The organism is Halomonas sp. 113, from assembly GCF_904067645.1.
In the GTDB taxonomy this organism is placed as follows: domain Bacteria; phylum Pseudomonadota; class Gammaproteobacteria; order Pseudomonadales; family Halomonadaceae; genus Vreelandella; species Vreelandella titanicae.
This window is the reverse complement of record NZ_LR881453.1, coordinates 3,178,641-3,198,293: the sequence shown is the minus strand read 5'-3', so window position 1 is coordinate 3,198,293 and position 19,653 is coordinate 3,178,641. Positions and strand designations below refer to the sequence as shown.

The 19,653-nt window shown below is 56.8% G+C and carries 15 protein-coding genes; 4 read left to right on the top strand and 11 right to left on the bottom strand.

The features are described from left to right. Positions 1-38 precede the first annotated feature (38 nt). Positions 39-782, top strand: a complete 744-nt coding sequence (locus YERSI8AC_RS15130; RefSeq protein WP_159177009.1) for a phosphoglycolate phosphatase — start codon at positions 39-41, stop codon at positions 780-782. A 14-nt stretch (positions 783-796) separates the two neighbouring features. Here YERSI8AC_RS15130 and YERSI8AC_RS15125 read toward each other — a convergent pair whose 3' ends face one another. Next, complete coding sequence (locus YERSI8AC_RS15125) at positions 797-1,711, bottom strand: metal ABC transporter substrate-binding protein (protein WP_022522808.1); 915 nt, start codon at positions 1,709-1,711, stop codon at positions 797-799. 384 nt (positions 1,712-2,095) lie between these two features. On the opposite strand from YERSI8AC_RS15125, the gene YERSI8AC_RS15120 reads away from it, so the two are divergent. Genes YERSI8AC_RS15120 through trpC form a run of 3 tightly spaced genes read left to right on the top strand, consistent with a single transcriptional unit; the run spans position 2,096 to position 4,601 of the window. After that, on the top strand, positions 2,096-2,731 hold the full coding sequence (locus tag YERSI8AC_RS15120) for an anthranilate synthase component II (protein WP_009287988.1): 636 nt from the start codon (positions 2,096-2,098) through the stop codon (positions 2,729-2,731). A gap of 37 nt (positions 2,732-2,768) precedes the next feature. Continuing rightward, entirely contained in the window at positions 2,769-3,788 is a 1,020-nt protein-coding gene (gene trpD / locus YERSI8AC_RS15115) for an anthranilate phosphoribosyltransferase (RefSeq protein WP_027958429.1), read from the top strand. 9 nt (positions 3,789-3,797) lie between these two features. Beyond that, entirely contained in the window at positions 3,798-4,601 is an 804-nt protein-coding gene (gene trpC / locus YERSI8AC_RS15110) for an indole-3-glycerol phosphate synthase TrpC (RefSeq protein ID WP_022522875.1), read from the top strand. Positions 4,602-4,612: 11 nt separating this feature from the next. Here trpC and YERSI8AC_RS15105 read toward each other — a convergent pair whose 3' ends face one another. The 10 genes from YERSI8AC_RS15105 to YERSI8AC_RS15060 all read right to left on the bottom strand — a co-directional run bounded on the left by YERSI8AC_RS15105 (position 4,613) and on the right by YERSI8AC_RS15060 (position 19,207). Then, entirely contained in the window at positions 4,613-7,756 is a 3,144-nt protein-coding gene (locus tag YERSI8AC_RS15105; RefSeq protein WP_159177008.1) for an efflux RND transporter permease subunit, read from the bottom strand. A 17-nt stretch (positions 7,757-7,773) separates the two neighbouring features. Beyond that, positions 7,774-8,835: an efflux RND transporter periplasmic adaptor subunit gene (locus YERSI8AC_RS15100; RefSeq protein WP_022522877.1), complete on the bottom strand. Its 1,062-nt coding sequence runs from the start codon at positions 8,833-8,835 to the stop codon at positions 7,774-7,776. 105 nt (positions 8,836-8,940) lie between these two features. Continuing rightward, positions 8,941-12,147, bottom strand: coding sequence for an FAD-binding and (Fe-S)-binding domain-containing protein (locus tag YERSI8AC_RS15095; RefSeq protein WP_022522878.1), 3,207 nt, complete (start codon positions 12,145-12,147; stop codon positions 8,941-8,943). 102 nt (positions 12,148-12,249) lie between these two features. After that, positions 12,250-12,840 (bottom strand): DUF4202 domain-containing protein, encoded by a 591-nt coding sequence (locus YERSI8AC_RS15090; RefSeq protein WP_022522879.1) that lies wholly within the window; start codon positions 12,838-12,840, stop codon positions 12,250-12,252. A gap of 286 nt (positions 12,841-13,126) precedes the next feature. Next, the gene (locus YERSI8AC_RS15085) at positions 13,127-13,870 is read right to left on the bottom strand and encodes a FadR/GntR family transcriptional regulator (protein ID WP_022522880.1); all 744 of its coding nucleotides are present in this window, start codon (positions 13,868-13,870) and stop codon (positions 13,127-13,129) included. Between the two features lie 12 nt (positions 13,871-13,882). After that, entirely contained in the window at positions 13,883-14,932 is a 1,050-nt protein-coding gene (locus YERSI8AC_RS15080; protein ID WP_022522881.1) for a four-carbon acid sugar kinase family protein, read from the bottom strand. 117 nt (positions 14,933-15,049) lie between these two features. Further along, complete coding sequence (locus tag YERSI8AC_RS15075; protein ID WP_022522882.1) at positions 15,050-16,174, bottom strand: iron-containing alcohol dehydrogenase; 1,125 nt, start codon at positions 16,172-16,174, stop codon at positions 15,050-15,052. Then, positions 16,171-17,067 carry a dihydrodipicolinate synthase family protein gene (locus YERSI8AC_RS15070; RefSeq protein ID WP_201304221.1) on the bottom strand — a complete coding sequence of 299 codons (897 nt, stop codon included), beginning with the start codon at positions 17,065-17,067 and terminating at the stop codon, positions 16,171-16,173. The genes YERSI8AC_RS15075 and YERSI8AC_RS15070 overlap by 4 nt, the downstream gene beginning before the upstream one ends. Positions 17,068-17,087: 20 nt before the next feature. Continuing rightward, positions 17,088-18,041 (bottom strand): 4-hydroxythreonine-4-phosphate dehydrogenase PdxA, encoded by a 954-nt coding sequence (gene pdxA / locus YERSI8AC_RS15065; protein ID WP_022522884.1) that lies wholly within the window; start codon positions 18,039-18,041, stop codon positions 17,088-17,090. Further along, the gene (locus YERSI8AC_RS15060; RefSeq protein WP_159177007.1) at positions 18,038-19,207 is read right to left on the bottom strand and encodes a sialidase family protein; all 1,170 of its coding nucleotides are present in this window, start codon (positions 19,205-19,207) and stop codon (positions 18,038-18,040) included. The genes pdxA and YERSI8AC_RS15060 overlap by 4 nt, the downstream gene beginning before the upstream one ends. Between the last annotated feature and the right edge of the window lie 446 nt (positions 19,208-19,653).

The following is a 19,653-nucleotide window of genomic DNA, read 5'->3' as shown; positions in this document are numbered from 1 at the left end:
CGTTTGCTTTGAGCAGGTAAAATGGTTTTTAAATCAAAATGGGGCAGAGCGCATTGAAAATACATCCAAGTCACTACTCAGAACGACACCCAGTGCTACAGGGAAAACGGCTAATTGCCTTCGACTTGGACGGAACGCTGATCGATTCAGTGCCCGACCTTGCCGCCGCCGTGGCACGCACGTTAAGCGAGCTGGATTTACCTGAGCCGAATGAGACAAAGGTACGGGATTGGGTGGGCAATGGCGCGCCGGTATTAGTGGAACGAGCTCTGACCTGGGCGTTGCAAGCCCCGCCAGAACCTAGCCTGCAACAGCGCGCCTATGATGCGTTTATGGGGCACTACGGCGCTGCACCTAATGCCCTGACAACACTCTACCCTGGCGTAAAGCAAGCCCTAGAGGCGCTGTACCAGCAAGGTCTGACCCTGGTGCTGATTACCAATAAGCCCGAATGCTTCATTGAGCCGCTGTTAAATCACTTCGAGCTGCTGAACTATTTTACCCTATGTCTCGGCGGTGATTCTTTGGCCGAAAAGAAGCCCCACCCATTGCCGCTGCTTCACGCTGCGCACTATTGCCAAATACCGCCAACTGAATGTGTGATGGTCGGCGATTCACGTCACGATATGGCGGCTGGAAAGGCGGCAGGCTTTACTACTCTGGCGCTGCCCTATGGTTATAACCATGGGGAGCCGATAGAGAATAGCCATCCCGACCTAGTACTCAGTTCGTTAACTGAGTTGCTGTTGAACGCACCTCGACCGACAAAGGTCATTGACTAGGCTTGGTCGGTCGCTTACTCGGCCGTGGCGCCCCCTAGCGCGGTATGCATCACTTCAGCGTTATGGCGCAGCATGTCCGCGTAGTTGGCAGCGGGGCCATCTTCACCGCTCAGCGAGTCGACATACAGCGGACCTGCTAGGGGCAGTGAAGCCTCCCGGGACAGGGCGTCCATATGGATACTAGGTGTAGTGCTTTCAAAAAACAGCGCAGGGGGGCGTTTCTCGGCAAGCTGTTCGCTGATCTTGGCCATTGCCTGGGCGCTGCCTTGGGTCTCGTGGTTAACCCCCCACACCCCTTGAGCATCAAAGGCGTAGGCGCGGGCAAAATAACCAAAACCTGCCTCACTGGTTAGTAATGTGCGGTTAGTTTGTGGAATACCTTCAAGCCGCTCTTTTACCGCTTGGTTAAGATTGTTCAGCGCCTTGCGTGCCTCATCAGCGCGGGTATAAAACGCATCGGCTTGCTCGGGTAGATGCTCGGCCAGGGTCTCAGCAATGACATCGATGTAGGCTGCAGCGCCCTCTGGATCCATCCACATATGCGGGTCTGGCTCGCCTTTATACTGCCCGGTGGAAATCGTCAGCGGCGTATAGTCGGCCTTTTTAGCCACTTCCACTAGCGTTAGCCGGTCGTCAGACATCGCCTCAACATGGCGTATCCAAGGCTCTAGTCCAAGCCCGTTATAAAACACAATATGCGTCTCTTCTAACGCCAGTACGTTGGGTGGGGTTAGCTCCCAGCGGTGAACATCTTCTCCCCGTGGCACAATGACATTGACGCTGACAGTGTCACCCGCCACTCGTTTGACCAGCTCCTCCATGACTGAAAAGGAGGCAATTACGCGCAGCGTTGTGTTGGCATAAGCTGGCGCAGCGCTTATCAGCGCGACGAATAAGAGCGCCCACACCCAGGTAAACCACTTTGACATCCCACGCTCCTAACTGGCTAAAAAAACTATCGAAAAAGACGGCAGATAATAAAGACTGCGGTGGCCCGTTGCCAGTTCCACTGCAATGCGAGGCCGCAAGAAGTATTACCCAAGGGAGGATTCCCTCAAGTGAAAAGTGCCACTATGCTGAATAGTATTACACTCCTAAGCATAGCGTGCCTTATGACTGGCTGAACGGTTTCTTATTCGCGGCATCGGTGTGGCATCCCCAAAGCTGTGATTTATCGCCCATAGCGCTGGTGGTCTAAAGGGGAGGGGGCTGGTTGACACTTAACCCCTGCAAGGGAGTGCTCGGTTGCGGTATCATCACTCCATTAACGGTTTAATCTGTGGTCGAAATGACACAACGGAGTAAGTGGGGCAATGGCGCAAGCTCAGTCGGTGCATAAACAGCCATCACAGGAACAGTCAGCGCAAAAAGTGGTGATGCTGGACAATTATGACAGTTTCACGTTCAACATTGTCCAGTACCTGGGTGAGCTTGGTGCCGAAGTCATCACTCACCTCAATGACGAAATCACCATTGAGCAGATCGAAATGCTGGCGCCGACACACCTGGTGGTATCGCCTGGGCCCTGCACTCCCAACGAGGCGGGCATATCCATGACCGCCATCAAACACTTTGCAGGCAAGCTGCCTATTTTAGGCGTTTGCCTGGGCCATCAGGCGATTGGCCAAGTGTATGGTGGCAAGGTCGTGCACGCGCCACAGGTGATGCATGGTAAAACCTCCGCTGTGCTGCATGCTAACCAAGGCGTGTTTGAAGGGCTGGATAACCCGGTTGAGGTTACCCGCTATCACTCCCTGGTGGTCGATAAAGCGAGCCTGCCCGACTGTTTACAAATCACTGCCTGGACAGGTGATGACGACGTAACCCCCGGTTTAGTCATGGGGTTTCGTCACCGCGAGTTGGATATTGAAGGGGTGCAGTTTCACCCCGAGTCGATTCTTACCCGCCAAGGCCATGAGCTGTTGGCCAACTTTTTAAAACGCGGCTGATAGCCGGTTTCACACGCTTTTAGGGGCCCCTCTGCTCATGCAAATGCGAGATGCGATTAATGCGGTGATGCGCCGCGAAGACCTCTCTTTCGATGCCATGCACGCTTTGATGCGTCAGATCATGACCGGCGATGCAAGCGATGCACAAATTGGTGGCCTGTTAGTAGGCCTCGCCATGAAAGGTGAAAGTGCCGCGGAAATTAGCGCCGCTGCTCAAGTAATGCGCGAGTTGATGAAGCGCGTTGAACTGAGTGCTGAAAACGTTGTGGACATTGTCGGCACCGGTGGCGATGGTGCCAACCTGTTTAACGTTTCCACCGCCGCCAGTTTTGTCGCCGCTGCCGCTGGTGCCCATGTGGCCAAACATGGCAACCGAAGCGTTTCGTCTTCATCGGGTAGTGCGGATCTGTTCGATGTGGCGGGCATCTACCTGGATCTCAAGCCTGACCAGGTAGCGCGCTGTATCGAGCAGGTGGGTGTAGGCTTTATGTTTGCGCCTAATCATCATCCGGCCATGCGCTATGCCATTGGCCCCCGCCGTGAAATGGGCGTGCGCACGCTGTTTAATATTTTGGGCCCGTTGACCAATCCTGCTGGTGCTCCCAATCAGGTACTGGGTGTTTACGCGCCGGAGCTGGTGCCGCTGATGGCGGAAGTGTTGCAAACCTTGGGTAGCCGCCATGTGATGGTCGTTCACTCCGAGGACGGTCTGGATGAGATATCTCTGGCCAGCCCCACCTTGGTAGCCGAGCTTAAAGCGGGTGAGATTACCCAGTACACCATTACACCCGAAGAACTGGGTATTGAGCGCCAAAGCTTGGCAACACTGAAAGCCGCCAGCGCCGAAGACAGCCTGCGCTTGGTTAAGGCCGCGCTTTCCGGTGAAGGTGCCGCTGCCGATATGGTCGCGCTAAATGCAGGGGCCGCGCTCTACTGTTCGGGCGTTGCGGATACGTTAAAAGAGGGTGTGATGGTAGCCCAGGACGCGCAAGCTTCTAAACTGCCGCTTGAGAAGCTTAGAGAGCTTTCGCACTTCACCAGCGTTTTTAAACAGTAAGAGACCACCATGACTCAACAGGCAACGCCGACTATTTTAACGCGCATTCTTGCTCGCAAAGACCAGGAGGTGGCAGAGCGCCGTCAGGCCGTTTCAGAGGCGGATTTGCTCGCGTTAGGAGAGCAGCAGAGCACCCCGCGTGGCTTTATTGAGGCGCTGAATACGCGCATCGCAACGGGTGATCCGGCGATTATCGCCGAGGTGAAAAAAGCCTCACCGTCAAAAGGCGTTATTCGCGAAGAATTTCACCCCTCGGATATCGCCAAAAGCTATGCCCAGGGCGGCGCTGCCTGTCTCTCCGTGCTTACCGACGCCGACTTCTTCCAGGGCCATGAAGACTATCTAATTGCCGCTCGGGACGTCTGCACACTGCCGGTGATTCGCAAGGACTTTATCACCCATGGCTATCAGGTCTGTGAAGCGCGGGCGATTGGTTCTGACTGTATTCTGCTGATCGTTGCTGCCCTGGACGATGCACAGCTACGCGACCTGCATCAGCAGGCCAATCAGTTGGGTATGGATGTGCTGGTCGAGGTGCACGACGCCAACGAGCTTGAGCGTGCCCTGGCACTGGATCTAAAGCTGGTCGGCATCAACAACCGCAACCTGCATACCTTTGAAACCAGCCTGAATACCACCTTGGATCTGTTGCCGCGCATTCCTGAGGGCGTCACAGTGATTACCGAATCGGGTATTCATACCCGCGATGACGTTGAGCTAATGCGCGACCACAGCGTCAACGGTTTTCTGGTCGGCGAAGCCTTTATGCGCGAAAGTGACCCGGGGTTGGCACTTAAGCGTTTGTTCTTCTAAGTAGCCCGCTTTTAGCTCGCCGGTCGTTTGGTTTTCCAACTGAGCACGGCGACGGTAAGCGCTGGCAAGAAGGTGACGGTGACGATCGCCGTGCCGAGCAGCCCGAATAGCACAATGGCCCCAACGCCGCGGTAAAGCTCGGTGCCTTCCCCAGGCAGAAACACCAGCGGCGAAAGGCCGCAAAGGGTAGTGAGAGTCGTCATGGCGATAGGCCTTAAACGGCTCTCTACCGCCTGTTGAACGGCTTCACGAACCCCCATGCTCGCCGTGCGCAGATTCTCTCTCGCCTGATGAACAACCAATATCGGGTTGTTAACCACTGTCCCTATCAAAATCAAAAAGCCCAGCATGGTGATCATATCAAACGGCTGGCTGATGGCACTCAAGCCAATTTTTGGCAACTGAGCTCCCACGGTATTCATTAGCCATAGCCCCACAATTCCCCCAGCGGCGCCTAATGGAATAGTGGCGAGGATAAGCAGCGGATAACCCCAGTGGGCAAAAATTGCCACCAGCAGCAGATACACAATAGCTAATGCAATTAACGCATTGCCGGTAAGCGCCTGGCGGGTGGCGTCTAACTGATCCCCCGCGCCGGTCACGCTGACGTTAATGTTGGCAGGGATTGCGCTCTCATTGCGCAGTGGTTCAATCACCTCACGCTGCATACGGTCGATACCGGCTTCCAGCGTCACGCTGCGAGGTGGGATGACGTCCAGCGTAACACTGCGTCGACCATCCACCCGCCGAAGGGTGGCCGTTCCCACGGTTTCGCGAATTTCGGCAAGGGTATTGAGTGGAACGCTCACACCAGAAGGGGTATAGATGGGCAGGGTGGCAAGGGCGTCCAGGTCAATATCCCCCGCCTCGGAGCCATAGCCGTAAAGGTCGATTTTCTCGTCGTCGAGATAAAAGTCATCCAGGTAGGCGCCGTTGGTGAGCACCGCGACGGTGGTGCCCAGGGCGTTGGTATCCAGGCCGACTTCTGCGGCGCGCTCCCAATCGGGATACACCTCAATCAGCGGCTGGCCAAGATCCAGGGCGGAGGGCCGCGACTGAATGCGCGGGTTGTCGAACACTGTCTCGGCGCGCTGATAAATCGCATTGGCGGTGGTGTAGAGTTCGTTTAGATCGTTACCGGCAATATCCAGCGTGATGCTGCGCGTTCCGCCGTCGTTGCTGGAGATAATCGAGCCACGGGCGGCAAAGGCGCGCATGTCCGGGTACCTTTCAAAGCGCCGGGTGAGGGCGTCCATCAAGGCTTCAATATGGGTGGGGTCGATGGTTTCTGCAATGATCCGTAGGCTTTGAGCTTCGGCTTGTATGCCCATGGTGCGAATCGGCGGGATATCGGTGTCGCCGCGTTCGAAGCCCTCTGGAGCAGCGCCTACATGGGGCTCCAGTTCTTGCTGCAGCGTTTGCGCAATGGCATCCATGGTGGCCAGGTTGTAACTCGCCGGGGCGTTCATACTGGCAAAAGTTTTGGCCTCTTCGCCTTCGGGCAGGTACTCGGCCGGGGGTGTCAACAATACAAAAATGCCGATACCTCCCATGATGCCCAGCACGATAGCGAGAAAGCGCCGGGAAGCAGTGCGGATCATGCCATCAACCACCCACAGGCAGCCGCGTACCCAGCGCGGTGATGACGTTGAGGCACTCTCCTTACCACGAAAATCGATATGCGCGCCCAGGGTGGGAATAACGGTAATGGCAACCACCATTGAGACAATAATCGAGGTTGAGATGGCCACTGCAATATCGGAGTAGAGCTGCCCGGCTTCCTGCTGAATAAAGAAGATGGGCACAAAGACTAAAATAGTGGTCAACGTTGAAGCGAGCACTGCAGGCCATACTTGCTTAACGCCCTCGAGAGCCGCTTCAAAACGCGCCAAGCCTCGGCGGCGCTGGGTCTCAATGCTCTCCAGCACCACGATGGTGTTGTCTATCGTCATGCCAATGGCGAAAGCAACACCCGCCAGCGAAATAACGTTGAGCGTGCGGCCCGCTAGCAGCAGGCCTAGAAAGGCGGCGATGGTGCAGATAGGGATGCCGATAACCCCGGCCATGGTGGCGCGGGCAGAGCGCAGGAAGGCGTACATCACCAGGGTGGCAAACAGCGCGCCCAGGCCCAGGTTAACCCAAACATTGGCAATCGATGACTCCACGTAGCGCACGTCGTCGCTGGAGAGCGTCATGCGCATGCCCTGCTCGGCTAGTAGACCTTCATTAAGCGCCGCGACTTCGTCGAGCATGGCGCGCTTGATGTCGATCACATTGGCGCCCGGTTCTCGGCGCACCTGCACGCTCAGTACCGGCTGACCGTCCGAGCTGTAAGCGCGGGATGTGAGTTCGGCGTAGGATTGGCGCACCTCAGCCACATCGCTTAGCCGGGTAACCGCGTCGCCGTCGCGGATGAGAATCAGCGCTTCAAGGCTTTCAACATCCTCAAAACGGCCTACGGTACGCAGCAGGTAGCGGCGTTTGCCGCTCTCTAGGTTACCGCCGGAGACATCCTGATTGCGGGCCTGAAGGGCGGCCTGAATATAAGCGATACTCAGTTCACGGGCGGCTAGCGCTTCGGGGTCGATCAACAGCTGCATTTGCCGTTCGGCGCCACCGGAAACCGTGACTTCTGATACGCCAGCAACACTCTCCAGGCGCGGGCGGACGTTATCTTCCAGGTAGTCGCGCATGGCGGGCATATCGAGCTGGCGCGGATTGCCCTCCCGGGGTCCAACGTTAAAGTACATAAAAGCGTTGGCGGAAAACGAGTTGGCCACGATGCGCGGCTGGTCGACGTTGTTGGGGTAGGAGGGCACCTGGCTTAGCGCGTTGTTAACCCGAATCAAGGTTTCGGTGAGATCGACGCCGAAAGGGAACTCTAGCTCGATTTCGGCGCTACCGCTGCTTGCTGTCGACTCCATGCGCTGCAGGTTAGGCACATTGCGCAGGAACTCCTCCTGCTCGATCAGGATATCCTTTTCAATATCCTGTGGCGTAGCCCCCGGCCACTGGGTCTCGATACCCACCACGCGGGTTTCCAGGTCAGGGATCATCTGTACAGGGATGCGCCAGATGGCGGCGATACCCAGAATCAGCAGGATCAGCGTAATGACGCTAACCAAGATGCCGTGACGAATAATGGCGGCAAACATAGGTGGGGCGGGCTCCTTTAGTCGTCGCTCAGGGACACGTTTTGTCCTTCTTCAAGCCGCTCATTACCGACGACGATAACGCGGTCTCCCGCTGATAGGCCCTCATTGACGGCGACCTCTCCCTGGTAGCTGCTGCCGATCTCAACCCGCTGTTCGAACGCCTGCCAAGTATCATCGCTCTGGCGGGCTAGCCAAACGCTAACGCTGCCATCCGGGCGGCGAATGAGGGCATCCCGCGGCACGCTGGGCCCGCTTTCGCCGTTAAGTTGCAAACGGCCTTCCACCGCCATACCTGGCAGCATCTCCAGCGGTGTTTCCGGCGCCGCGCGAAGCAGAAACTGCCTTGAGCTGGCATCGAGAGGAATACGCGCGAGGGTGCGCGCCGGGTGCCATTGATCGCTGCCTTCTAAGCGCACCTCTAATTGAGAGCCCTCAAAGCGTTGGAAGGCAGAGAGTGGCACCGAGAAATCTAAACGAAGTGAAGCTAAATCGACCAAGGTGAGCAGGGTATCGCCAGGGTTGACCCACTCACCGATATTGCTCTCCCGGTGGGTGACCATGCCGTCGAAGGGGGCGCGTACCTGGTGACGCTCAAGCTGCAGTTGAGCCAGCTCGTAATCTGCTCGGCGCGCTTCAAGGGTGGCCTGGGCCGCCGCTAAAGCGCTTTCACGCTGGCGGCGGTCGCTGGCGGCAAAGTTTTGCGCCGAGAGCTGGTTGGCTTCGCTTACTAGGCGCTGTGCTTCGTCACGCTCGGCTTCGGCCTGGGCCAGATCCGCGCGGGCGCGCTGGCTTTCCAGGCTAATATCGCGGGTATCCAGGGAGAGCAGCGGCTGGCCTTGAGTGACTGTGTCGCCCATCTCAACCGTTAGCTCGCTGACCTGACCCGCTTCAGCACTTGATAGCAGCGAGGTACGTGGGGCACTGACGCTGCCGGTAAGTGGCAATATCTCTATCCGGGGAGAGTCAGCAACCACCTGCGTCTCAACACGGTTTTCCTGAGCGACCGCCATGGCCCCCAGGCTCAGGGTTAAAACAGCGCCTGCGCCTAGGCGAGTCAGGGAAGAAAATAGAGATAACAAGGCAGCTCCTGAAAAAATAACAGTCAATGAACAGCGTGACAGTTTTCTGCACCGCACGCCGTTAGCTCCCTCAACGTTATACAAGGTTTAGTGTTTGTACAAACTTTAGCTGCGCTTTAGGGCAATGAGTAACGCCTGTAAAGGATGTAGCAGCACTTGTTCAGAGTAGCGCTTTACCTGGCTGCGGCAGGAGTAACCGGTGGCCAGTAACTTGCCTACGTTTTCTTCGGCCTCCACCTGGGGCTGCCACGACTGGGCGTAGATCGTTTTGGACGTAGCGGCGTTGCGGGTTTCGTGGCCGTAGGTGCCAGACATACCACAGCAACCGGTGGCCACCAGCTCAAGCTCTAACCCAAACGCCGCAAATACCTGCTGCCATGCTTTAGGGCTACCCGGTGCATTGGTTTTCTCGGTGCAGTGGGAGAGCAGCTTAAAGCCGGGGTCGGTTAGCTTAAGTTGGTTGGGCGCTAGCGTATTGATGCGGGTCGTGAGCCACTCCTGCAGCATCAGCACCTCCGGCACCGCCTCATTACCTAGCGCTTTGACGTACTCCTGGCGATAGGTGAGCGTCATCGCCGGGTCGATACCCACCAGGGGGATATCAAAGCGGGCCAAGGTGCGTAGCCGCTCGGCCTGCTTGGCGGCGGTACGTTCGAAGGCGCCCAAGAAGCCCTGCACCTGGAGTGGTTTGCCGTTCGCCGAATAGGGCATCACAAACACGCGTAGATTGAGGCGTGACAGCAGTTCCACCACGTCCATCACCAGCTTGGCTTCAAAGTGGCTGGTGAAGGCATCCTGGACAATAATCACGCTATTGGCGCGCTGCTGTTCGGTTAACAGGGCCAGTGAGAGCGGTGTTGCCTCGGCAACGCCCCAGGCGTTTAGCTGCTTTTTAACACTGGCCCGTGAAAGCGCCGGGGAGTCGCTCATGCCCAGCGTACGGCGCATCAGTTGCTCTACCCAGCGCTGGCCAATCACGGCGTTATACAGCGGTGCGGCTTTGGCCAGGGTAGGCAGCATAAACTCGGTGCCGCCAATCACGTAGTCGCGCAGCGGGCGCAGGTAACGGCCGTGGTAGACCTCCAAGAACTGCGAGCGGAACTGGGGAACGTTGACCTTGATCGGGCACTGACTCGCGCAGGACTTACACGCCAGGCAACCCGCCATGGCGTCATAAACTTCATGGGAGTAGTCGTGGTGCTGCTTGCGGCTTAGAGTATTCGCCACCCGCAGCGGAAAGCGTTTAATAAAGCCCCAGCCGCCTTCGGCTTTTTTCTTGCGCGACTCCTCAACAACATCGATTCCCGCCTGGGTCTGCAGGCGCAGCCACTCGCGGATCAGGCTGGCGCGGCCTTTGGGCGAGTGACGACGATCCCGCGTCGCCTTCCAGGAGGGGCACATGGGGTCATCAAGGTCGTAGTTGTAGCAAGCGCCGTTACCGTTGCAATACACCGCGGCGTCATAGGCCTGCCAGGCGCGCTCATCGATGGTGCGGTCAAACTGACCGCGCATGGGCACGCCATCCACCGTCAACAGATCGGGGTCGCTATCTTTGGCGATTAGCTCGCTACTCTGAGGCTTGCCCGCAGCGTCGGGCGAGGTGGAAATGCCCGCGGCCCCTGGCGGGTTAGAGAGAGGTGAGGCGATCTTGCCAGGGTTTAGCTGGTTATAGGGGTCAAAGGCGGCTTTTACCCGCTGTAGGCTGGGGTAGAGCTCACCAAAGAATTTAGGTGAGTACTCCGAGCGCACGCCCTTACCGTGTTCGCCCCACAGCAGGCCGCCATATTTCTGGGTCAGCGCCGCCACTTCATCGGACACCGCGCGAATCAGTGTTTCCTGTTCGGGATCCTTCATATCGATGGCGGGGCGCACGTGCAGTACACCGGCGTCGACATGGCCAAACATCCCGTAGGCGAGGTCTCGGGCATCCAGCGCGGCGCGGAACTCGGTGATAAAGTCCGCCAAGTGCTCCGGCGGCACGGCGGTATCTTCCACAAACGGAATCGGCCGCTTCTCGCCCTGCACATTGCCGAGCAAACCCACCGAGCGCTTGCGCATGGCGTAGACTTTCTGGATCTGCCCGCGCCCCTCGGCCAAGGTGTAGCCTAGGCGCTCAACGGTGGTGTCTTGGCTTAGGTGGTCGGTGAAGGCGCGAACCCGCTTGGCGAGGGCGCTCTCATCGTCGTCATTAAATTCGATCAGGTTAATACCACGAATCGCCGTGTTAGCGGTTGCCGGGAAGAACTCCGCCACGCTGTCCCAGACGAAGTCCTCCATGGCCAACTGCAGCACGGTGTCGTCGATGGTCTCTATGGAAGTAGGGCGCAGCGCCTGCGGCTGGGGTTGTAGCGCCTGCGGCTGAGGTTGTGAAGAGGTGCTAGCGGCCATCAGCGCTTTGGCATCCCGCAGTGCATCCATAAAACTGGTGTAGCGCACATTGACCAGAGTGGAGTGCTTGGGAATCGGCAGCACATTCAACACCGCCTCGTTCAAAAAGCCCAGCGAGCCTTCCGAGCCGCACAGCAGGCTGTTGAGGTTGAGCTGCCCCTCGCTATCGCGCAGGTGGGCCAAATCGTAGCCGGTCAAGCAGCGGTTGAGCGGTGGGAACTTGGCTGCAATCAATTCGCGCTGTTGGTCGATAATATTGGCGGCGGTGGCATGTACGCGGCCCAGAATACCTTCCTGCTGGCACTCAGCCTGCTCTTCGTCCGATGTTAAAGCGCGGCTGTGCAGGTGCTTTCCACCGATCAAAATGGTATCGAGCTCCAGCACATGATCACGGGTTTTTCCGTATTCGCAGCTGCCCTGGCCGCTGGCATCGGTAGAGATCATGCCGCCAATGGTGGCGCGGTTGGAGGTCGAAAGCTCCGGGGCGAAAAACAGCCCATGGGGTTTGAGCGCTGCGTTTAATTGATCCTTCACCACACCTGCCTGAACGCGCACCCGCCGTGTTTCCACATCGATCTCTAGGATCTGATTCATATGGCGGGAGACATCCACCACGATGCCATCGGTGAGCGACTGACCGTTGGTGCCGGTGCCGCCGCCTCTGGGCGTTAATACAATGCTGCGGTGAGTGGTTTGCGCGGCCAACCGGGTAAGGCGCTCTAGGTCTTCGGCATGCTTGGGGTAGACCGCCGCCTGGGGCAGGCGCTGGTAAATCGAGTTATCCGTTGCCAGCACCGTACGGTTGGCATAGTCGGGAGCGATTTCGCCTTCGAAGCCGCGCGTTTTAAGCGCCTGCAGAAAACGTACATACTCATTGCCCAAGCGTTCGAACGGGGCGGTACGGGTGTCCAAGGATGCAATCATAGTTGATCAAGCCGTCAGTGCCGGGGGCGCATTAAAAGAAGACCGCTACTTTACCGCAGCGGCTGCCCCGCTGCATCTCACTGTCGCGCTTTGCACTGCACCTTACTCTGCTCCCAGGGCCTCTTTTACTAGCGCTAATGAGGCATCCGACATCGGTAGCTTCAAGGCTAGTGCATGGGCGCGGGGTGACATTTTGCGCCAGGTCATCTGCACAATGCGCACCATATGGTCGTGCTCGATCTTGCGCGAGAAATCGGCAAAGTAGTTCTCTAAAAATACCAGGCAGGCGCAATCTTCCAGCGCTTGTACATCGGGATCGCGACCCAGGCCTTTCTTGCCGATTATCGTTGCGGCTCGGATGGCATCTTCGTCTGCGTAGCCTGCGTCGCGCATTAGCTGGGCGGTGGTATCGCCTGCGCGCTTTCCCTGGTCGCGTCGCCAGGTTAAGTAGCCTACGCGCCCTTCGGGGTACTCCTCACGCGGTACTAACCAGCGCTGTAAGTGCTGGGCGCGTACGGCTAAGCGCAGCACCTCAACTGGAGCGTCATGCACGCGGTCTAGCCAGTCGCTCATGCGCTGGGCATAAGCCAGTTCCTGGGGCATGGATGTGCCATCGGCAAGCGTCGTGGAGCGCGGATCCTCGGCATGCAGGGCATCGATGGCGATGAGCGTTTGATCAAAAGCGGTAGGCATAGCTGCGTTGCTCGGCTAAAAATGATGCTAATAGGTTGCCGAGAAACCGTGCGAATCACAACTGCTGTAGGGAAGGTTATGAAAATAGGGGAGCGCAGGCGCCCGCTGCTAATCACAGCGGGCGCCTACGGCCCTCTCTTTATTCACCCGGTCTTGTAGGTATCCGACTTTCCAGGCGTTTTTTCTGTGTGGTACAACCATGACGCTGTGCTGGTAGGAATAAAGTAGCTGCCAGAGGCTTTCTCATAGTGGTAGTGATGTCGCTGCCCAGGCAAGAACATAAGAATTACTTTGTCGCTGTCATGGGGCTGGAAGTCGTGGCGCGTCGCTTTCCTTCGAACAAGCGGTCACGCGACCCGGTCAAGTGCTGACGCATGAGATCACGCGCGAGTTCTGGGTGACGCTGTTCGATCGCCTCAGCGATAGCGCGGTGCTCTTCAAACACATGTTGCAGGCCATCGGGCGTTGCCTTGAGGGAGAGCCCATGAAACTGCATGCCAACGGCGATGTGATCTTCCAGTGCTTCCATTGCTGTCGCGTAATAGCGGTTTCCCGACGCCTGCGATATTGCCAAATGAAACTGAAAATCTGCGTCCTCATGATGTCGGCGACGGTTGGTTGCATCGCGCAATAATTTCAAGGCGGATTTAATGAGTTGAAGGTCTTCCTCGTTGTGCCTTTCCGCAGCCCTGGCTGCTGCTCCCGGCTCGACACTAAGGCGAAAATCATAGCAATCTTCTAAATCGGCAATGTTTTCTATCTGTCCGAAACCCAACGGTTGCCGCAGGCCGAAGCTTCGTACGAAGCTGCCAGCACCGCGCCGGGAATAGATCAGCCCTTGCTCGCGTAGTTTCTGCAGTGCGTCGCGCACGATAGGGCGAGATACCTGAAATTCTGCAGCAAGCTCATGTTCAGTCGGTAAGCGCTCGTCAGCTTGGTAAGACCCTGACTTAATCGCACGTTGCATCTGGTCGTAGACCATCTCGCCTAAACTGCGGCGTCCCGATGTGGGTTCTCGTTGATCACTCATGCGGCTTTTCCGTTAAGTTTTGCAAATCATTTCGGCGACCCTTACCAGTGTATCATCCGCGCCAAAGCCACCCGACTTAGTAATAAATACCGTATTTTCGGTTCGGCAGACGGGAAGGCCGGGAAGAATTTCACCGAGTATTTGCATTTCCAGTATATCGTTACTTAGCAGCACAGCCTCAGCCGTCGCTCCGCCCGTGAGAAACCAGGTAACGTCATTCTCTGGGGTTAGCTTTTTGAGCGACGCAGCGAGATTCGTTGCCACCGTTGCAGCCGGTATTGATGTGGCGCCGGAAGTGGCCTGCAACACGGTTATACGGGCGTTTTGCTGCGGCTCTGCGTCTAAGCATCCGTTGGGCGCCGGTATATGTACGACATCAAGTTTAGCTGAGAGCAGCGCTTTAATCTGAGCCAATGTAATCGGATCCCTTGACCCTGCGGTTATACATAGCGCTGGCGGGAACGACAACGGCAGGTCTTGCGGAGTCGCATGCTCGGCCATGTGCATTGCCAAGCGTTCTGCGAGCGCGCGTGCACCCAAAAATAGGGTGTCGGTGGTATGAGCGCCAATCCACTGATCCATCTCTTCGTCATGGAGCGTATCAGGTATACAGGCGCTGCTGGCATGGTGGCCTAGCGCATCGCCGACCGAGATTGGTGCGTCCACCCCAAAGCCGCTGACGCAGCTGTTGACAACGATCCGCTCGAATTGCGGGATTGCCGGCATGGCGACGATCCTATGGTAAGGGATTTCGTCTAGCTCAGCGGCAATCGGTCCTTTGAGCCGGGAGTCAACCTTCTTAAAAATGAGTGTGCCGCTAGGCAGTGCCCGCATCACTTGAGCGACTCGCTCTTTAGCATCCTCTGGGGAGGCGTCACGCGTTTGTGTCGAGACGGCCAAAACCTCTGGGCGTCGTTCGGCCAGCGCGCGCGCGATGGCCTCTGGTGAGGTCACGGCATAGGTGCGAAACCCATACCGTGCAAATGCTGCGCTAGAGTCGAGTGCACCGGTGAGGTCGTCAGCAATAATGATGAGTCTCAAAGCTTCTATCTTGGGCGCCATTGGGGATCTCTTTTTTATTTCGCTGAACCGTTATTTCCAATCACCTGCAGGCCTAGAGATAGCTTTGGCTATTCAAAGCGATGGGGCTGAGGCCTGGTGGTTTTTAAGTGCCGTGAATTAGAGCGCAGCTCGGTATATCGCAAGCACATCGTCAACGGTCATATCGCGTGGATTATTGTCCATCAAGCGGCGAATACCATGTGCTTCTTCGGCCCAGGTAGACAGGTCTTCTTCTTGAGCGCCATGTTTGGCAAGCTGCATCTCGACGCCGAGATCTCGACAAAAGGCATACGCCGAATCAAACAACGATCCAGCGGAGCCATCGAAGTGAAGTCCCAGCGCACCTGCGATTTCGCGCGTCTTTTCTGAGTGCACAGACTCATTAAAGGCAAGCACGTGTGGAAAAATGATCGCATTAGATAGGCCATGTGGAAGACTGAGGCGTGTTCCCAGGGGATAGGCGAGGGCATGGCCCGCGGCGGTATTTACTGGTCCTAGACAGATTCCGCCGTAATACGAGGCGAGCATCATGCCGGCGCGTGCTTCGGTGTCCTGACCATCGGCGACCGCGCGTGGCAGGTATTTGCCGATCAAGGACATTCCCATTCGCGCATAGCCGTCGATCAGGTCGTGCGCGTTGATGTTGGTGAATGCTTCGACACAGTGCGCCATGGCGTCGATTCCGTTCGCCGCGGTGACAGCAGGCGGTACCGAGTAAGTAAGCACGGGGTCGAGTACGGCGAAATCGGCCAGCAAATATGGGCTTTCAACTGCGATTTTCGACTTCGAATCCGGATCAGTGACCAGGGCGCGAATACCCGCCTCGGACCCGGTGCCGGCGGTTGTTGCCACTTGGGCGAGGAGAGTGCGGCGCCCCTGCACGCGGTTCGGGCCCGCAACGTCCTTAAGCGCTTGTTCACCGTCCCAAAGTGCGGCGACCAATTTGGCGATATCCATCACCGAACCGCCGCCGAGACCCACGACCAGATCAGGCCGGCATTCGCGGGCGAAAGCAATTGCCCGTTCAAGTACACTGGTGTCGGGTTCGGGTGTAACGTCAGCGAATATGGTGACGTTACCCGGCAGCTCTAGTGCGTCGGCATAGCTGGCCGTGTGCTGGTCAGCGATGACGAGCGATCGCTCGACCCCAGCCGCCCATGAGCCTAAACGAGCAGAGGCTCCGGCCCCCACTTCCAGCCGCTTAGGCTGGTGAATAGTGATCGGTTTATCGATTGCGCTCATGCTTTGTCCTCATGCTCAAGTTGTTCCATTCGCGTCAAGACCGACGCACGCTCCTCATCAGAAAGCTCAATGAACGGCGGGCGAACGCGTGTCCAACTATCTAGGCCACGGCGACGGGCTAGCATCGTCTTGACGGTGGGTAGCTGAACGTAGGCATTGGTGAGTTCGCGCCATGCATTGATGCGCGCCTGTGCCGACTCAACCTCAGCCTGGTGCGTGGGATCATTCCATTTATCGAAGACGATGCGTAAATCCGCCGCGACCAAATTCGAGCTGGCCGTAATGCAACCAGCGCCTCCTGATTGCAAAAGCGGCAGCATCAGCGGGTCGGCCCCGGCCATCACAGCGCAATCTGGACACTCGGCGATGGTGCGGCGCATGTTGTCAAGATCACCTGAGCTGTCTTTGATCCCGATCACAATGCCAGGGTAGGCGGCTTGCAAGCGAGTAATGAGCGCCTGCGAAATCGCGACCCCGGAGATCTGAGGAATGTGATAAAGGATCACGCGCAGCCGGTCATCGGTGACCTGGTCGATAATGTCGGCATAGGCACGGAAGAGCCCTTCGTCACTGACGCACTTGTAATAAAAGGGGGGCAGCAGCACGACCGCCTTTACGCCAGCCTCGACCGCGTGTCGCGTCAGCGCTACGGTGTCCGCCACACTGGTTTGTGCGGTTCCTGGCATCAGCCGCGATGGCGCGATACCGGCTTCAATCACCCGCTCAAGGAGCTCCTGTCGTTCTTTCAGACCCAACGAGTTTGCTTCACCGGTTGTGCCAAGGAGGGCGATACCGTCGCAGCCTTCTTCGATAAGCGCATGACAATGCTGTGCAAAGGCGGCGTGATCAGGGCTTCTGTCCTGGGTAAAGGGGGTGGCGGCGGCACAGTACACGCCGCCGAAATCGTTGGTTGTCATGATGTGTACCTGCCTGCTACCAGTTTGCGCGCATAGGCAATGGCAGCTTTCATGTTGGTGTGGTTGGCCTTACCAGTGCCGGCGATATCGAAAGCCGTGCCGTGATCGACTGACGTGCGATCGATCGGCAGTCCCACCGAGACATTCACCGTCGAGTCGAAGGCGATTAGCTTGATCGGAATATGGCCCTGATCGTGGTATTGGGCGATCACTAAGTCGAATTCACCCTGGTAGGCGCGATAATAGACAGTGTCAGCTGAAATGGGCCCTTCAACGTTCATGCCTTCGTCATGCGCCATGGCGACAGCTGGCTTGATCTTTTCAATATCTTCATTGCCGAATAAGCCGTTTTCGCCACAGTGAGGATTAAGTCCTGCGACGGCAATACGGGGAGACTCGACACCCATACGGCGCATATGCTCGTAGCCGGCGCGAATCGTCACGAGTACTTGCTCGGGAGTCACGCGCTCAATGGCATCTTTTAGTGAGACATGAGTCGATACGTGGATCACTTCCAGCCGCTCAGATGCCAGCAGCATGTAGGCCGCATCCGATCCCGTTAAAGTGCGTAGCATGCCTGTATGGCCATCATAATGATGACCAGCCGCGTTCAGCGACTCCTTGTTAATCGGCGCTGTGACAATGCAGCCAATTGAGCCGTCTTGAGCCGCCCGAACCGCCGTCTCAATAAAGCGAAAAGCGGCATCCCCAGCCGCGTGGCTAAGTTGGCCCCAGGGCAATGGAGCACCCGGAATGTCTACATCCTCGACTAAGCCTGAAAGGTCAATGGATGTGCCGACTGCCTTTTGGGCTGCCTCTAAGGTCGCCAGGTTGCCAAAAACGCGCGTTTTCGTTCGCTCTTCGGGCGTCATCTCGGCCAGCGCCTTGATGGTTATTTCGGGGCCGACTCCAGCGGGGTCGCCCATAGTAATACCGAGAATATCGCTCATACGGCTGCTCCGTTTATCCAATCAAGGCTGAGCCGAACATGCTTGATAGCTCGGCGGTATAAGGTGTAGGCGATTTCCACCTGCCCATTGTCTCGCTGCAGAATGACGGGGTAAGACAACTCTTTGTTGTGGCCGTCCACCGAGTTGTTGGAGAGGCATGTGCCTGTGGCCTCCTCGATAACGACTTGATAAGAGAAGGTGCGTCCATCGTCTTCGGAAAGGCATAGCGCCAAGGGGGCGCGTGGAACACCCCAGATCGGCTGGCAGCCGCCCGAAGCATTTGGCCGATCATCCTCCTCGCCTAGCTCGTCATACAGAGACTCGCGGCGATCCTGAGACATTGCTGCTGATACTGGATTGCAGACCATAGCGATTCGCCCATCGGCGAGCCGTGTCACGCCAATTGAGGAGTTGTTGTTAGGTACGTTGGTGGGCGTGGGGGATGTCCAGGTTTGACCGCCATCGAGGCTTTCTGAACGGTGTACGAAATCTGCTTGGCGGCGACGATAGAAGGCTACCAGCTTATCGTTTTCGAGCGTCACCGTTGACATGTGAACAGCCCCTGGCGAATCAGGCACGTCTGCAATTGCCCATGTTTCGCCTCGGTCTTTCGAGACCGCTACTGCAGCCGTATCGTAGCTGCCATTCCAGCGTTGGCCTGGGCGAGGGTTACAGCGAAATAGTGGCAGCAACCACTCGCCGTTCTGCCTAACACTCAGTGGGGCGCGGATAAAGGTTCCATCCGGCAAACCCAGGTCACGGCTGGGGCCACTGGTTACATGCGCGCCCTTTACCTCAAGTCGGCGCATGATCACCCTGGCTTCATCCTGATTGCCCGAAGGTTGAGCCGTATTGAACAGAATTATTTCGCCCTCGGGCGATATAAAGATGATTGGATTTTGTTCAGACCGGGTCGCGTCGCCGGTAAGGCGTTGCGCGGGTCCCCAGGTATCTGCGTTAGGCGACAGCACTGATGCGTGAATGGAGATATCCGACTTGCCTTCGAGTGTTCCCCCGAACCACGTGCAGAGCAGTGCGCCATCGGGAAGGGCGGATAGGAAAGCGGCATGATTTTGTACGGCTGCTGACGGCAGAATAGCTTCGGTCCCGCCAGGGCGCGAGACGGAGGCCCCGTTCATTTTTGCTGCGATTTCGTCAGGTGTCATTTTTTGTACTCACTCCTTAGCGGCATGGGTGTGTTATCGCTGCCTTTATGACGATGAGCATCATCATTGGAAAAGATGTTGTCAAGTTATAGAGTAAAAATAAGCGTATAGACTAAAGGGTTATTTGTTTTAAAAATTCTTTATTAACAATGACTTATTTTTATATATTTTCTTAATATGAATTTTATGTATTTCCGTAATTGACAACATTGTTGGCTGAAGCCATTGTGGTAGGACGCTGAGCGTTGAGAGAGATCATAGATGTCAATAGGCGTGAAGAGGAGCAACAGCATTGATAAATTGCAGGTCACTGATTCAGTGCCTTCGATTTTTATTGCTGTTGTATGCGACTGCCTCACTTCGGTTGAATCTTTGCGCAGTCGATATCGTATGCGGCGCCTTTACGAAGTCGCCCTGAGGCCCAACGTTACAGACCGCTAATACAA

Bases quoted from the DNA above. Each gene is read 5' to 3' on its own strand.
- YERSI8AC_RS15130 (WP_159177009.1), top strand. From the start codon at position 39: ATGGGGCAGAGCGCATTGAAAATACATCCAAGTCACTACTCAGAACGA.
- YERSI8AC_RS15125 (WP_022522808.1), bottom strand. From the start codon at position 1,711: ATGTCAAAGTGGTTTACCTGGGTGTGGGCGCTCTTATTCGTCGCGCTG.
- YERSI8AC_RS15120 (WP_009287988.1), top strand. From the start codon at position 2,096: ATGGCGCAAGCTCAGTCGGTGCATAAACAGCCATCACAGGAACAGTCA.
- trpD (WP_027958429.1), top strand. From the start codon at position 2,769: ATGCAAATGCGAGATGCGATTAATGCGGTGATGCGCCGCGAAGACCTC.
- trpC (WP_022522875.1), top strand. From the start codon at position 3,798: ATGACTCAACAGGCAACGCCGACTATTTTAACGCGCATTCTTGCTCGC.
- YERSI8AC_RS15105 (WP_159177008.1), bottom strand. From the start codon at position 7,756: ATGTTTGCCGCCATTATTCGTCACGGCATCTTGGTTAGCGTCATTACG.
- YERSI8AC_RS15095 (WP_022522878.1), bottom strand. From the start codon at position 12,147: ATGATTGCATCCTTGGACACCCGTACCGCCCCGTTCGAACGCTTGGGC.
- YERSI8AC_RS15090 (WP_022522879.1), bottom strand. From the start codon at position 12,840: ATGCCTACCGCTTTTGATCAAACGCTCATCGCCATCGATGCCCTGCAT.
- YERSI8AC_RS15085 (WP_022522880.1), bottom strand. From the start codon at position 13,870: ATGAGTGATCAACGAGAACCCACATCGGGACGCCGCAGTTTAGGCGAG.
- YERSI8AC_RS15080 (WP_022522881.1), bottom strand. From the start codon at position 14,932: ATGGCGCCCAAGATAGAAGCTTTGAGACTCATCATTATTGCTGACGAC.
- YERSI8AC_RS15075 (WP_022522882.1), bottom strand. From the start codon at position 16,174: ATGAGCGCAATCGATAAACCGATCACTATTCACCAGCCTAAGCGGCTG.
- pdxA (WP_022522884.1), bottom strand. From the start codon at position 18,041: ATGAGCGATATTCTCGGTATTACTATGGGCGACCCCGCTGGAGTCGGC.
- YERSI8AC_RS15060 (WP_159177007.1), bottom strand. From the start codon at position 19,207: ATGACACCTGACGAAATCGCAGCAAAAATGAACGGGGCCTCCGTCTCG.